Genomic DNA, 15,326 nt, shown 5'->3' on the forward strand with positions numbered 1-15,326 from the left:
TCACCCCCGAACAAATGAACGAGTCCATGGACACAGCAAAGAGCGACACAAAAACACCATGAAAAAAGCCCGCATGCAAACGGGCCGGGTTGTACGGAGGGGGAAAACAGGGCCTGATGACCTTGTTCACAAAGCGCAGGGCGTCAGACCGGTTTGACATCACCAAAGGCCGACAATGCGCCCGGTAACTCTTCAAAGTGGCTGTGCCCGTCCAGTACGATTTCGGAGTCGTTTTGGGCCAATAACTTGTGTGCCAATGCCGCTTTGTCAGACACCCTGAGCTTTCGGTAAATCTCGCGCAAATGGTGGCGGGCGGTGGTGGGGGCAATGCCCAAATCACGGGCGATTTCCTTGTAGCTGGCGCCTGTGGAAAACATCTGGGCGATTTCCAACTCACGGGGCGACAGATGGCCCTCACTGGTGACCAAGCGCAGGTCAATCAGCCACAAATCACCCACAGGGTGCGTGCGTACACTCAAGCGCTTGCCCCGATAAGGCACTGCGGTGCGAATTTGTTTGACCAAGGTCTCGGGCAATAGAGGGCCCTGCCACTCGGGCCATTCAACCCGCATCACCGATATGAAGGTTTGGTCGGCCACATACAACATGCCGCGGTTGTCGACCACACCCAAGGCAACTCGGCCTGTGGCGTTGTTGGCGCGCACACGTTCCAAATGAAGCAGCCAATTGGACGACAAGGCGGCCGTCAAATGCGGCATGAGCAATTGGGTGTAGCGACGCTCAGTCTCCGAAAAGGGCTGTTTACCCTCCACCCGGTACAAGGACAAAAACGCCATGAGGTTGAGTTCTGGCAACAAGGTGACCACACACAAGCAACTGGTGATGCCAAAACGGGCCATCAAGGAGGCCAAGCCGGGGGATGCGTTGAGCGACTTGCGCCCAAAATTCACGCAAACACCCGGCTTTTCCATGACGGCCGAAACGATGGTGTCTTCTTGCTTGATTTCATCCCACAGCCCTGGGTAGAAACTGGGCAATCGGTAAGGCAAGGACACGTGGATTTCCATATCGCCTTCAGGTGGCTGAGAGGACATACCCCACCAAGCGGAGTCAAAGTCAAAACGGTTGCTGATGGTGTCCAAAGCCAGGCGTTGAAAGTCTGGCATGGGAGAGTGACGAGAGAGTTGGTACAAATCAAACAGCGTTTGCCCAAAGGTTTCTGTGTTCATCGGCAAGCGATTGGAGGTGCGAATCGCTTCATTGAACAAGGTTCAAGCCCTCTCGTCTATCAGGGAATTTCCGAATCACAGGAGTTCGATGGCCCCGAGGCGTCGTCAACGCCATTGCTTTTCTTCGGCGCAAAAGGCCATCCCCGGCAGTTCGCCCTCTTGGATGAACGCATCCACCACGTTTTTCATGATGGTGGACACCGGGTTGTCAAAATCGCGGCATGGCAGCGCCTGCCCCCAGGCGATGGAACTGGGTGAAAACACGGCCCCGTTTTTCGGGGTGGTGAAATACACGATGTCACTGCGCACACTTGGGTTTTGCGTCCCGCCCATGCCTGGATGGTTGTACATGATCTCTTCTTGCACCAGCGGGTAGTTGTCAGAAAACCCCTCGCTGGTGGCCAGGATGCGGGCGTGCGGAGGCGTGCCCAAGGTCAGGTCATAACGGTCGATTTCAACCCCGGCCGCACCATGGCCAGCCAAACCAAAGTCACCAAACACCTCCTCGGTCACGCCCTCAAAAATCCAGGACACGCTCTTGTGGTAGCTGTCAGGCATGCGGCGAAACGGCACCGACTCGTCCATGCCTTCGGAAGCGAAACCCGTGCCCACCAATTTTTGGGGAGCACGGTTTCGGTGTCGCCACAAACCACTGCGCTCACCGGTGGTGGCCAGGTAATGCTCACCCGGTCTGGCTTGCCAAGCGCGCGAACCGGCTTCGAGTTTGCGCACCTCCATCACCCAAGGCATGTCCGGTTTGAAGCCCACGACCCAGTAGTAGCCATTGCCCGACAAATAAAGGATGCGACCACCTTCGGCCAAGTAGTCTTCTGTCGCATCCAACATGGGCTCGGAGTAATACTCGGCGTGGGTGCCGTTGATCACGGCTTTGTAGGGCTTGAGCGCATCGGCACCTTCATAGTGAAGGTCCTCGTCGGTCACCACTTCGTAGTCGTAGCCCATTTTTTCCAGCCAGGCAATGACCGACAAATCTGCCGGGAACTGCCAAGGCCAAGCCACGCCGGGCATGCGGCACTTGGGACGCATGTTGATGATGGGGCGCCGGCGCGAGGTGTAGCAAACGCCATGACCGCTGCGGTGGGCGTCGTAAGTGGACAGGCCAAACTGGAGTCCGTTTTTGTAATAGTCAATGTCGACGGCTTGAAAAATCGGCACACAAGCGGTGATGGATTGCGCCACCGGGATTTCGAAAGTCAGCTGCGCATTGGCATAAGCCATGTAACTGGCCGTGGGCATCAACATGGCCAATGCGGCTTTGGGCTGAGCCGCCCGGACAAAAATCGGCAGGTACTCCTCGGCCATGGCACCCGCATCGGGGTGCTGGTCTTGTGCCGTGGGGCGCAAGCGGATGGCATAGACACCGCTTTTCAAATCCACCGGCACATCCAAGGTGAGGGTCGGGGCCCATTGGCAGTCGGTCATGGCGTCGTCGTGAAACTCGATGCCGCCATATTCATGGAAAGCCAAGCGGAAGCAGTCATTGCGGCCATTCCAGTTCCAGCCCGTTTGCCCCCGCACAGGGCAATTGACCCCTTGCGCGTGCAGCAAATAAGGGCCCGTGTCATAGACGGTGTCACCTATGCCTTGGTCGGTGTAGCCGGCACTGGTGTCCCAGTAGGCCAGCGTCAGATCGTGGTGCGAAGCTTGGCCGCTGCGCAATTGGGCCATGACCGCTTCATCGGCCACCCCTTTCATGATGCCGGGACGGTCGATCTTGCCGTTGAAACACTGGGCGACAAAATCGCCGCGGCTGGGGTTGCGGTCGTGTGCGCCTGCAATCAAAAATGCGGTACCGGCAGCGGGTTTGACCCGCATGCGCGTTTGCACATGCGACCGGTAGTCCAGCGGCACAATTTTGGACAACAGCGAGTTGTAACGGTTGAGCACGGCTTCTTGGTGCACCGTGGCCAGTCCGCTGGCGGGGTCGTAAGTGGCGGCCACAAAATACCAGATCTTGGCCATCAAGGGCACCTCAGCCACCACCGCATCGACTTGCGCGCCATCGCCCAACCAAAACTCCAGCAGCCCTTGGGGGTTGATGCCCAAAGCAAAACCCGTTTGACGGTCGATGTCCCAATTGCCCAAGATCACCTGACGCCCGCCTTGGGGAACGGTGGCATAGACGAAGGCGTGCAAGGTCATGGCACCCGTGGGGTTCAGTCGGCCCTGCGGGTCATCCACACGCAAAAAATTGCCCGCCTGAATGTACTGGCGCGTCACGGGCCAGGTCTGGTTGATGGGTGAATCGATTTCTTGCTCGATGAAGCCCGGTCCTTCAGGGTTTTCATCGCCATGGATGAGTTTGACCAACTGGGCTTGAACCTGGTTCACGCCCTCGGCGCTGATGTGTGCTGTGACGCTGTGGCCTGCTTTGACAGAGAGTTGGTCGGTGTAACCGTGGATGCGAATTTGCGCCATGGAAATGCTTTCGAAAAAAGGGATCAGGATTCAAGCAGGTCTTGACAACGTTTGAGAAAGACCGCGTGGTAGGCCTCGTCAACGCTGCCATAGGTTTTGTCATCCACCATGCGGGGCGGCACGCCCCGCACACCCGAGATGGCAATGATCTTGTAGCGTTGAAAAGGCACCTCGGCCAACAGTGCGTACTTGTCTTCCAAACCGGCCACCCGGAAGTAGTTGAGCAAGCGCATCAGGGCGTCGCTGTGTTGCCCGCGGGGGCGCAAGCGGTGCTCCTCCAAAACCCCGGGGGTCACCAAAGGTTTGAGGGCATCGCGTGTGCGCTTGTCAAAGCGCCGATGGGCGATGTCGTTTTTGTCCAGAATGTCCACAGCTTCTTCAGGCATCACTTCTCCTCCATGTTCAGAACGGCTGGCACGGGCCTGGCTGCGAATGCGGTCGCGCCAGGCTTCAAATTGGGCTTTCATGCCAAACAGACCATTGCGCGTGAACAACACCGTGCTCAGCATCAACAGGCCAATCAAGACCAGGCGCATGGGCCCCAGATCCACAAAAAGTTTGTCAATACCCACCACCAGCAAAGTGCCCACCACAGCCCCTTGGGCTGTGCCCAAGCCTCCGATCACGATCATGGCCAAGAGCAGCAACAGGTTGTCCATGCCAAACAAGGACGGAGAAGCCCCTTTGAAATGGCTGGCGTAAAAACCACCAATCAAACCCAGCGCGGTCGACGAGATCAAAAACACTTCAATGCGCGCGCGCAGGAAGTCAATGCCAATGGCCTGGGCAAAGGCCTCTTGCTTCTCGGGCGCGGCACGCAGCAAGCGCCCCAGGCTTTGGCCATTGATGGCCCTGTACAAGAACAAGGCCAGCAGCATGACCGCAAAACAAGCGTAGTAGTTGAGCAACAATTCGCCCATTTCACTGAAGCTGTCGGGCACATAGGAGTCGGCACCGTACAACCCCCCCGTGGCTGAACCGAGGGCCTTGGATTGCACCACCGAGACCCGGCACAACTCCACCAGCCCCAAGGTGAGCAAGGCGTAGTAAAAGCCTTCCAGGCGGGTGGCGGGGATGGCAATGATCACGCCGGCCAGCAAGCCCACCACACCCCCTACGCCAATCATGCCCCACCAGGGCAAACCGAAGGTGATGGACAACCAGGCCCCGGCGTAAGCCGCAGACCCGACCACGGCCAAGGTGGCCAAGGAGAAGATGCCTGCCGTGCCGATGATCAGCGTCCACACGATGTTGATGGCTGCATACAGTGCAAAAATCGCAGCCGCCGACAACAAGCTGTTGCTGTCTAGCCCCATGCCCGCCAGCGGCGGGATGATGGCCAAAGCCAACAAACCCAAAGCCCACCAAATGGGTTCCTTGTGCACGAATTTTTTCTCACGCGCCAAGGTTTTGGAGTTGTACACACCTTCGAGCTGCAACACCGTGCGCCGGGTAAAGGGGTAACGCAGGCGTGACCAGACCTTGGCACCATGCCCGCCCAACACAGGCCACCACCGGCGGCGGCCCACCAAATACATGACGGGTGGGGATTTTGATTGATTCACTGTGGACTCCATATCGGTCATTCACGCGTTTGGTCCAACATGCCTGCGATGCCCCGCGGCCTGACGATGAGGACAGCAATCACGAACATAAATTGGGTCATGAGCACATACTGCCCCCCCAGCAACGCACCGGTGAAGGCCTCAAGGGTTCCCATCAAGGCGGCCGCCAGCAATGCCCCAGGGATACTGCCCAAGCCACCACACAAAGCCACAATCAAACCCTTGATCAGCGGTGTGGTGCCCGAAAACGGGCTGACAAAATAAGTTTGAGACAGCAAGACAGCGGCCAGGCCTGCCAAGGCCCCGGTCACGGCCATCACCGCCATGGCGGTGCTGCGCACGCCAATGCCCACCAAGGCAGCGCCCTCGGGGTTTTGCATCATGGCGCGGATCTCCAAGCCGGTGCGGCTGCGTTTCACCCACACCAAAGTGGCCAGCATCAAGACCACAGACACCACAATGGCCCCCAATTTGTCGGGCAACAGCTTCATGCCCATAACCGAGATCACTTCACTGCCAAACAAAGGCGGCAGGCTTTTGGCGCTGGGGCCACACAGCCACAGCATGGCTTGAGTGCCCAAGAGGCTGAGCGCCAATGTGGCAATCAGACTGCGCACCACAAAGTTAGGCTTGTCATGCAAAGGAATAAAGGCCACCGCACTGATGAACATGCCACACAACATGCCACTGCCCATGCCCGCCAGCAAGACGACTGCGCCGTGCTCGCTCAGGTGCGTGGCGGCCAACACCGCGCCGTAACCGGCCACGGTGAAGGTCAGGCCATGGGCCATGTTGAGCATGCCCAGACTCGACCAAATGATGGACACGCCGACCGCCAACAACCCATAAATGGAAGCCAGGGTCAGCGCCGACAGCAACACAAACGACAACTCAAAATCAGCCATCAGGCACTCCCTTTCAGTTGGCCCGCGTGCATGCCCAGGATCCGGTTGCAACGGCCTTCAAGCAAGGACATGTTTTGTTCTGCAATGACCATGGCACCACCCCGCAAATCCACCCGCATCAACGCGTCCATCACCCCCCGACTGATTTTGGGCGCCAAGCCCAAAGAAGGCTCATCGACCAGATACAGCACGGCATCGACCATCAGTCCACGCGCGAGCGACACCATGCGACGCTCGCCCCCGGAGAGCTTGCCCACAGGGGCATCCAGCAATTTGGACAAGGGCGGGAAAATTTTCAAAACAGCATCGCGCCTTTGCATCCGCTCACGCCAGGCCTGCCGTGTGTAGGCCCCGCAATCGAGGTGCTGGGCCACACTCAGCCCCGGAAAAATCGCATCGCCTTGCGGCATGTGGGCCAAACCCAAACGCACAATGCGGTGGGTGTTGCGGCCAGCGCCTTGGGTACGGGTGCCCCCTATTTCATGGCCGCTCAACTGAACCGAGCCCCTTTGCCAATCGGTCAGGCCTGAGATGGCACGAAACAATGTGGACTTGCCGTGGCCATTGAGCCCCACCAATCCAATGCGCTCTCCGGCATGGACGGTGAAATCCAAATCGTGCAAAACCGTCAGCGGTCCATAACCGGCAGACAAGCGCGTGACCCTCAAGACTTCGGTACTCGGAGCGGTCATGCGGCCTCCTGCTCTGTCTCAAAATATGCCGCCCTCACCCTCGGGTGGTCAAACACCCTGTGAGGTTTTTCTTCGGCAATCAGCTCCCCGCCATCGAGCACGACCACCCTGTGCGCGATGGCTGTCATGAGCTCCAGACGGTGCTCGACCAAAATAATGCCCACACCCATTTGCTGAGACAAATATCGCAAGATGAGGTCAATCTCGTCCACCTCTGCGCCCAGCAAACCGGCCGCTGGTTCGTCCATCAACAAGACCTTGGGTTTGCGCATCAGCAAACATGCCAACAACAGCTTGCGGCGGTTCAGCGTTTCAAGCGAACCGGCCATTTGCGCCGGGTTGACCGTGAGCCCCACTTGGTCGCAAGCCCATTGCGCATGGTGCGAGGTGAGGAAGGGCGAGAAAGCTTGGCGTGCGGCCTTGAGCACCTGGTCCACGCTCAACTGCTCTGGCACCACCGGAGACTGGTAGGTCCGCGCCAGGCCACGGCGTGCGCGTTGGTGCAAGGGCATGGCGGTCACATCTTGGCCTTCGAAAAGGACGCGGCCCTGGCTGGGTTTTGTGCGCCCCGACAAAATCTCAAGCAGCGTGGTTTTGCCAGCGCCATTGGGGCCAACGACCCCCAGCACCTCACCAGCCTGGACACCCAAGGAAATGCCCTGCAAGACCGGGCGTGCACCAAAGTGCATGTGGATGTTGTCACAAGAAAATAACATGGCCAAACCCAATCGGGGGTGGTGAATGAATCAAATCAAAACCACAAGCCGTGTCAAAACGACGGCTTGTGGGCACACGGTCTGGCTGTTTATTTGGCCATCCAGGGTGCGGGCTTGAACGTGGCCTCTTTCAAGACGCTGGGTGAAATGATTTGGTGTTGACCGTTTTGCACCTGCACAAAGAGGTGGGCCATGCCTTGCTCAATGTTTTTCACTTCCAGTGGGTAGTGCTTGGGCGCTTGCTGGGGGTTGTTGAAGCTGTAAAAACCATTCACACCCCGGTAGCTCAGTTTGCGCAAGCCTGCATTGACCTCGTCAAATTTTTCCGGATCGGCTGTTTTCCAGTTCTGGGCCAAAATTTTGACGGTGTCATAGCCACCGCCGGTGTAGACCAAGCCCATCACACCCCCTGAAGCCAGGTATTCCTTTCGGTAAGCATCTCGGAAGGCCTGGCCTTGCTTGTCGGCGTAAGCGCCATACACCGTGCCCCACACAAAGCCCTCTGCCGCTTTGCCCGCCAAATTCAAAAATTCAGGCTGCGATGGACCGTATTGCAAATAAACCAAGGCGCCGGGCAAAGGGTTGGCGGCAAACTGCTTGGCAAATGCGGCCAGTTCTGCAGCCACCCAATGGTTGACCATCACCACCCCTGCGCCGGTTTTGCGGATGTCTTGCAGCACTGGGCCCCAGTCTTGTACGGGAAACTGGATGTCGGTGACTTTCGCCAACTCAAACTTGCTGGACTTGAGCGCAGCCTCCGTCGCTTTGGAGATGGTTTGGGTGTAAGCAATTTGCTCGCGAATGATGTGGACCTTGTTGTTGGTGGGCTTCCACGCACCACTGGCTTGCAGTTGCTCCAAAAAGGCCGGGAAACCCGCACCATAGAAAGTCTCAGGCGGGTCGATCTGGAAAATGTGGCCGTATTTGCTCGGGTTGGCTTTGACCAAATCGAGCGATGCTTGCTGTGTGTTGCCGTGCAAATAAGGCGCCTTGTAACGCGCCACCGCTTCCATGGCAGGCGTTGGAATCAGGACAAAGGGCGAGGCGATCGCATGGACCTTGGCATCGACCATTTTGCGGAACGTCGCTTGAGTGCCCTCGGGTGTCATGATGTCAATGTCAAACACCTTGAGTTCAATCTTTCGCCCATTCACGCCCCCAGCGGCGTTGATTTCTTTGGCCGCGAGCTTGGCACCATTGAGGTAGTCGGCGTGGTCGGCCACACCCGCCGGGCCGCTTTGCGCAATGGGCAAGCCAATGACAATGGGCTTGGCCTGGGCCCATGCACCACTTGCACAGGCCAAAGCCGCTGCGGCGATGAAGGACAAGCCGAGGCTTCGGCGGTTCAGTGCTTGACGTTGGTTTTTCATGGTCTTCCTCTTTGTGGTTGATCTGGCCTGGCAAAGCTGCAGGCTGCGGTCAACTTTAAGCAGCCGACCGACGCTTTCCAATCCAACACATGAACGACCCCGGGTCTGTACCAATGGTTCATATGGACCAGAGGTAAACCCTAGGCCCAGTTTTTCACTCTGAAGGGGCACATCACACCCCCGGGCCTGTCCATCACTAAGTACAAAATGGCCGGACTCAAAATCCGATTTGTCTGGGGCCTTTGGATGAACCCGGCACATGACGCACCCCATGTCCGGATCTTGAACACAGAGGACATAGATGAACATGCCCTGGCCCAAGAGTGCTGGGAGCTGCAGTTCGAACAGCGCTCACCTAGAAAGGCGCCCCCATCAAGTGCTTTCACCTGAAGTGACGCTGCTGTGTGAAGACCACCACATTGCCCTGCTTCAGCGCAGGCTTCTTGATGCTTGTGTGCATGGCTTCCCCCTCGCCTTGCTGACCGGGCTGAAGGTCATCCAATGTCCATCAAAGTCTTTCAGACCGAAAGCCCATGCCAGGCATTAATAAAGCGCGCAATGCACTGTGAAGTCTAGACACCATTCACCCTGGGATTTCACGCCATACGAACCTGAATGACTGCCATTTGGTGCTCGGCAGCAATTGAATGTTGGCCAGTTGCCATGACATGAATGCATGTTGGGTCATTTATTGATTCATCGAAAAATGAACTCAGTCAACGTCCCGCGCATCCGCTACAGGCTTCCAATCCGGGCCTACATGAAAATCTGTCATAATTTATTCGCTAGGCATCCTCACAGGGTTAATATCGCCTAGCTCACTGAAAGACCAGCCCCACCCCCGGGCCCTTTTCTGTTCTGAATATTTCCACCCGGTTATCTGAAAACGCATCCCAAACGGATCGTTTGGACACAGGCCAAATCCCATGCATTTGAACGAACTCAAGGCACTTCATGTGTCCGAACTCCTGAAGCAAGCCGACACGCTCGAAATCGAGAACACCGGTCGCATGCGCAAACAGGAGCTGATGTTTGCCATCATCAAAAAGCGCGCCAAAGCGGGCGAACAGGTCTTTGCCGACGGCGTGCTGGAAATCCTGCCCGACGGCTTCGGCTTCCTGCGCAGCCCCGACTCCAGTTACACCGCCTCCACTGATGACATCTACATCAGCCCCAGCCAGGTGCGGCGCTTTAACCTGCACACGGGTGACATGATCGAGGGCGAAGTGCGCATCCCCAAAGACGGCGAGCGCTACTTTGCCCTGACCAAGCTGGACAAGGTCAACGACGACCTGCCCGAGAACAACAAACACAAAGTCATGTTCGAGAACCTGACGCCGCTGTTCCCCAAGGAGCAGATGCGTCTGGAGCGTGACATCAAGGGCGAAGAAAACATCACCGCCCGCGTGATCGACATCATCGCGCCGCTCGGCCGCGGCCAGCGCGCCCTGATCGTGGCGCAGCCCAAGTCGGGCAAGACGGTGATGATGCAGCAGATCGCCCACGCCATCACCGCCAACTACCCCGATGTGCACCTGATGGTCTTGCTGGTGGACGAGCGCCCGGAAGAAGTGACCGAAATGCAGCGCAGCGTGCGCGGCGAAGTGATCTCTTCGACTTTTGACGAACCCGCCTCGCGCCACGTGCACGTGGCCGAAATGGTGATCGAGCGCGCCAAGCGCTTGGTGGAATTGAAAAAAGACGTGGTGATCCTGCTGGACTCGATCACCCGCCTGGCCCGCGCCTACAACAACGTGGTGCCCTCATCGGGCAAAGTGCTGTCGGGCGGTGTGGATGCCAACGCCTTGCAGCGCCCCAAGCGTTTCTTTGGTGCAGCCCGTAACGTGGAAGAAGGCGGCAGTTTGACCATCATCGCCACCGCCCTGGTCGACACTGGCAGCCGCATGGACGAGGTGATCTTTGAAGAATTCAAGGGCACCGGCAACTGCGAGATTCACCTGGAGCGCCGTTTGTACGAAAAGCGTGTCTTCCCGGCCATCAACTTGAACCGCAGCGGCACGCGTCGCGAAGAGTTGCTGCTCCAGCCCGAAGTGCTGCAAAAAACCCGCATCCTGCGTCAGTTCATGTACAACATGGACGAAATCGAAGCCATGGAAATGGTCTTGAAGAGCATGAAAGCCACCAAGAACAACTCCGAGTTCTTCGACATGATGCGACGCGGCGGCTGATACCCTATAATCGACAAGTTTTGCGGAAAGTGCTCTCAGATAGGCTGAGGAGTGGCTACCGTAGCGAAAATAAAAGGATTTCCCCATGAAAGACGGCATTCACCCCAACTACCGTGAAGTTTGCTTCCAAGACATGTCCAATGGTTTCAAGTTCGTGACCCGTTCATGCGCCAACACCAAAGAGATGATCAAAATGGAAGACGGCCGCGAGCTGCCTTGGTACAAGCTGGACACGACCAGCGAGTCGCACCCCTTCTACACAGGCACACAAAAGTCGGTGGACAACATGGGCGGCCGCGTGGAGAAGTTCCGCAACCGTTTCGGCAAGATTTCCACCGCCAAGTAATTGGTGGTTGGCACACGCCAAAGGGCAGCCCGGGCAACCGGTCTGCCCTTTTTCTATGTCGGCGCGCTCATGCATCTTGTTCACCAAAATTTCCCGTCCTTGGCCGAGTGCAACGCTGCTTATTTTTCACAGGCATTTTTTCGCTCCGAACCTGCTATCTTCTGACGTCGTGAACCATCCCACCCCCGCCATCGTTTCTCAACATGCAGTCCGTAGGCTGCCGCGCTGGGCGCTCTTTTTGCTGTGCGCAGCTTATGTTTTGCCCGGCTTCTGGGGACGAGGGCCTTGGAAATCTCAAGATATCGAGGCTTTGGGATACATGCTGATGCTGGCTCAGCCAGCCCCCGGCGATATCCTCAGCTGGCTCAAACCCACTCTGCTGGGACAAGCGGACGATAACCTGGCCTTGCTGACCCACTGGATGGGTGCCTTGGCCATCAAATTGGCGCCTACAGGCTGGGAAGCCGCATTTGCGCGAGCGCCCTTTGTGGCCATGCTGGCGATCACGCTGGTCGCCACCTGGTACAGCGTTTACGCCCTGGCACGCCACCCGGCAGCTCAGCCTGTGGCCTTTGCCTTTGGTGGCGAAGCCCAACCCGCCGACTATGCCCGTGCCCTGGCAGATGGGGGCTTGCTGGCCTTGTTGGCCTGCCTGGGTTTGGCCCACCGTTCGCATGAGACCACACCATTTTTGATGCAACTGAGCTTTGGTGCTGGCTTATTTTTTGGCCTGACCCACCTGGCCCGCCACCCTTGGCGTGGCAGACTGGCCATTGCCGCCAGCATGTTGGGTCTGACCTTGACCGGCGCCCCCACCATGGGCCTGCTGCTGGGCGTAGGCGGCGCGGTGATCAGTGCCACCATGCCTGCCGATCCGGCCCACAGGCGTTTGAGCATGCTCGATCTGGGGCTGCTGGCACTGATTGGCCTGCTGTGCATCACCACGGCTGGGGCTTTGGACCTTTGGCGCTGGCGCATCGCGCCCCATGCCTTGCTGAATGTTCACGACATGGCCCAATTGATCGCCTGGTTCACCTGGCCTGCTTGGCCTTTGGCCATCTGGTCTTTGTGGCGCTGGCGGGGACAACTGTCCCAAATATGGCTCCACCCGCACCTGGCGTTACCACTGTGGTTTGTCATTGTCACCTTGGGGACGAGCTGGTTCACAGGCATTTCTGATCGTGTCTTGCTGGTTGCACTGCCCGCCATTGCAGCCTTGGCCGCATTTGCCCTGCCCACACTCAAGCGCAGCCTGAGCGCATTGATCGACTGGTTCACCTTGCTTTTCTTCAGCATCTGTGCCTTGACCATCTGGGTGGTTTGGGTGGCCATGCAAACTGGTTTCCCTGCCCAACCAGCGGCCAACGTGAAGCGTTTGGCACCTGAGTTTGTGCCTGAATTTTCTGTGACCGCTTTCACACTCGCCCTGCTCGCTACGCTGGCCTGGGCGGGCCTGGTCAAGTGGCGCACAGGCGCACACCGCTCAGCCATCTGGAAAAGCCTGGTCCTGCCCGCCAGCGGTGCTGTATTGTGCTGGTTGCTGCTGACCACCTTGTGGTTGCCCCTGCTGGACTATGCCCGCAGCTACGCGCCTTTCATGAAAAAAGTTGTCGACATCACGGGCCCAAGCCACTGCTATCAATACGCAGGCATCACCAAACCTCAGGGGGCGGGCTTGATATATCACGCCCAAGTCAGCCTCAAGCCCTTGCAAAAACCCCTGCCTGACTGCGCCTGGCTGATCGTGGACCAGCAAAACCTGCCCTTGCTGTCGCAGCGCATCGCATCTTTGGGCTGGACAGAACAGACCCGTATCACGCGACCGACAGACCGATTTGAGAATTTTGTGATCTTTGGCACTGCACCGGCCCCATCCACTGCCCCAGCATTGCGCTGAGCGATGTCCGAGTTACGCACCATCGCCCGCCACGCGGGCACTGTGTTGATCGGGCAATTGGCCGTCATGTCCTTTGGTGTGGCCGATACACTGATCGCCGGTCGCTACAGCCCCCATGCCCTGGCCATCTTGTCACTGGCCTCGTCGATCTACATCAGCATTTATGTGGCGCTCAACGGCATGCTGCAAGCCTTGCTGCCCGTCTGGGCCGAACTGCATGGCGCCGGGCGAACGGCCGAAATTGGCAGATCCTTTCGACAAGCGTTGTACATCTGTGCCGGCGCCACTGCCGTGGGTTTTTGCGGACTGTGGTTCCCCGACCCTTGGCTGTCCTTGACCGATGTGCCCGCCGAACTTTGGCCGGACATTCGCGCTTACCTGCAAATTTTGGCCGTGGCCTTGGTGCCCTCACAGCTGTTTCGCATGTACGGCACGCTCAACCAGAGTCTGGGCTATCCACGCCTGGTGACCTGGCTGCAGGCGGGCGCTTTGCTGGTCAAAGTGCCCTTGTCCTATGGCCTGACTTTTGGTGCAGCGGGCTTGCCCGGCTTGGGCATAGTGGGCTGCGCATGGGCCACACTGATCGTCAACACCTTGATGATGCTCACCGGACTGTGGATGCTGCGCACACAGGACATTTACACCCCCTACCGGCTCTGGCGTCGCCTTGAAAAACCAAACGGGTCCACCTTGCGGCATTTTTTACAACTGGGCGTGCCTGCAGGCCTGTCCATCATGGTGGAAGTCACCTCCTTCACCCTGATGGCACTGTTCATTGCACGACTGGGTGCGGTGGCTTCGGCCAGTCACCAGATTGCTGCCAGCATGGCATCCGTGCTGTACATGGTTCCTCTGGCACTGGGCATTGCCAGCAGTGCGCGCACTGGTTATTGGCTGGGCGCAAATCAGCCGGGCAAAGCCCGGCATGCAGCTGGGCTGGGCATGGGCATGGCGGTGGCGGCAGCCTTGCTTTGTGCAGGACTGCTGTTCCTGGGACGTGAAAGTCTGGCCCAGGTGTTCACCAACACCCCCGAAGTGGCACAAGCGGCCAGCCTCTGGCTGGTCTGGGTGGCGCTCTATCACCTGGCCGATGCCGTGCAAGCCGTCTGCGCTTTTTTGTTGCGCTGCTACCGCATCACCCTGGCGCCCCTGCTCATCTACACCACATTGCTGTGGGGTGCCGGGCTGTATGGCGGTTACCAACTGGCCTACTCGGGATTGGCTTGGGCCTCGTTGGACGCGCGCCCCAGCGTAGACAGTTTCTGGATGACCAGCACAGCTGCCCTGGTGGTCGTGTCGGCTCTCTTCGTCTGGCTGGTCTGGCGAGCCGCCAGGGCACCTCACACGCTGTCCAGCCACTGAGCCATCGACACGACCGCATGACCTGTAAACCACTGACACACGCATGACCTGCGGCCTTGCGCTCCTCGGTTAAGGTAGCGGCCTGTTTCATTCACCCGGAGTGCCTTTTTATGGCTCTGATGAATTTCAAGTGGGTTGCCCAGCATGAGGATTGATAGCGTGGAAGTCGAGTCTCCCGGCGATCAAGAAGATGACAGTCTTGATCGTTGTGATTCGCGTAAACCCACGCGCACGACGCTTGGATGCCTGGAACAAACCGTTGATGGCTTCGAGGAATCCGTTGGTCTGGCGTGTCTGCGCCCAGGCCACGATGCCTTCCATATGAGCGCGGATCATCTTGGCAACGTCCTTCATCGGTTCGACCTTGGAGCGCATCACGCATGTGCACCAGTGATCCAGCATGGTTCGCACAACGTTGATCTGCTTTCGATCAAGGATCTCACGCAACTGCTCTTTGTAGGACCACGCCCTGGCCGTGCGTTTGACGGTCATCTTGGCCATCAACGCATCCAGTTCAGCTGCCGCCTCCGGTTTGAGCTTGGCTGTGTCTTTGAGCAAAGTCCAGCGCATGCCCTTGAGAGACTTGTCGGTCTTCTGCTCGATCCGGCGCATCTTGTCCACTGCAGTGCTTGCGTGACCGATGATGTGAAACTTG

Annotated in this window: 12 protein-coding genes; 4 read left to right on the top strand and 8 right to left on the bottom strand. The window is 58.0% G+C overall.

All coding sequences use genetic code 11. From position 1 onward, the window contains the following. Nucleotides 1-143 precede the first annotated feature (143 nt). The 7 genes from AMM33_RS06110 to AMM33_RS06140 all read right to left on the bottom strand — a co-directional run bounded on the left by AMM33_RS06110 (nt 144) and on the right by AMM33_RS06140 (nt 8,877). Nucleotides 144-1,127: a helix-turn-helix transcriptional regulator gene (locus tag AMM33_RS06110; protein ID WP_228767974.1), complete on the bottom strand. Its 984-nt coding sequence runs from the start codon at nt 1,125-1,127 to the stop codon at nt 144-146. 168 nt (nt 1,128-1,295) lie between these two features. Then, a complete protein-coding gene (locus AMM33_RS06115; protein ID WP_090139538.1) occupies nt 1,296-3,629 on the bottom strand; it encodes a N,N-dimethylformamidase beta subunit family domain-containing protein in 2,334 nt (777 codons plus the stop codon). A gap of 23 nt (nt 3,630-3,652) precedes the next feature. Further along, the gene (locus tag AMM33_RS06120) at nt 3,653-5,194 is read right to left on the bottom strand and encodes a branched-chain amino acid ABC transporter permease (RefSeq protein WP_228767975.1); all 1,542 of its coding nucleotides are present in this window, start codon (nt 5,192-5,194) and stop codon (nt 3,653-3,655) included. A 17-nt stretch (nt 5,195-5,211) separates the two neighbouring features. Further along, nucleotides 5,212-6,099, bottom strand: a complete 888-nt coding sequence (locus AMM33_RS06125; RefSeq protein WP_090139543.1) for a branched-chain amino acid ABC transporter permease — start codon at nt 6,097-6,099, stop codon at nt 5,212-5,214. Next, the gene (locus AMM33_RS06130) at nt 6,099-6,791 is read right to left on the bottom strand and encodes an ABC transporter ATP-binding protein (RefSeq protein ID WP_090139544.1); all 693 of its coding nucleotides are present in this window, start codon (nt 6,789-6,791) and stop codon (nt 6,099-6,101) included. Before AMM33_RS06130 ends, AMM33_RS06125 begins: the two co-directional genes overlap by 1 nt. Further along, nucleotides 6,788-7,507 (bottom strand): ABC transporter ATP-binding protein, encoded by a 720-nt coding sequence (locus AMM33_RS06135; RefSeq protein ID WP_090139584.1) that lies wholly within the window; start codon nt 7,505-7,507, stop codon nt 6,788-6,790. Before AMM33_RS06135 ends, AMM33_RS06130 begins: the two co-directional genes overlap by 4 nt. Before the next feature lie 89 nt (nt 7,508-7,596). Beyond that, a complete protein-coding gene (locus AMM33_RS06140) occupies nt 7,597-8,877 on the bottom strand; it encodes an ABC transporter substrate-binding protein (protein WP_090139546.1) in 1,281 nt (426 codons plus the stop codon). Between the two features lie 926 nt (nt 8,878-9,803). On the opposite strand from AMM33_RS06140, the gene rho reads away from it, so the two are divergent. The 4 genes from rho to AMM33_RS06160 all read left to right on the top strand — a co-directional run bounded on the left by rho (nt 9,804) and on the right by AMM33_RS06160 (nt 14,671). Then, nucleotides 9,804-11,066, top strand: a complete 1,263-nt coding sequence (gene rho, locus AMM33_RS06145) for a transcription termination factor Rho (protein ID WP_062405887.1) — start codon at nt 9,804-9,806, stop codon at nt 11,064-11,066. An 85-nt stretch (nt 11,067-11,151) separates the two neighbouring features. Continuing rightward, entirely contained in the window at nt 11,152-11,412 is a 261-nt protein-coding gene (locus AMM33_RS06150; protein ID WP_053169681.1) for a type B 50S ribosomal protein L31, read from the top strand. Between the two features lie 169 nt (nt 11,413-11,581). Further along, complete coding sequence (locus AMM33_RS06155; protein WP_090139548.1) at nt 11,582-13,309, top strand: hypothetical protein; 1,728 nt, start codon at nt 11,582-11,584, stop codon at nt 13,307-13,309. Nucleotides 13,310-13,312: 3 nt separating this feature from the next. Further along, nucleotides 13,313-14,671, top strand: a complete 1,359-nt coding sequence (locus tag AMM33_RS06160; protein WP_090139550.1) for an MATE family efflux transporter — start codon at nt 13,313-13,315, stop codon at nt 14,669-14,671. A 126-nt stretch (nt 14,672-14,797) separates the two neighbouring features. Here AMM33_RS06160 and AMM33_RS06165 read toward each other — a convergent pair. Further along, nucleotides 14,798-15,326: transposase (locus AMM33_RS06165; RefSeq protein WP_194945265.1), on the bottom strand; the 529-nt coding region annotated here is incomplete at its 5' end.

It is taken from the genome of Limnohabitans sp. DM1 (genome assembly GCF_001269385.1).
GTDB lineage: Bacteria > Pseudomonadota > Gammaproteobacteria > Burkholderiales > Burkholderiaceae_C > Limnohabitans_A.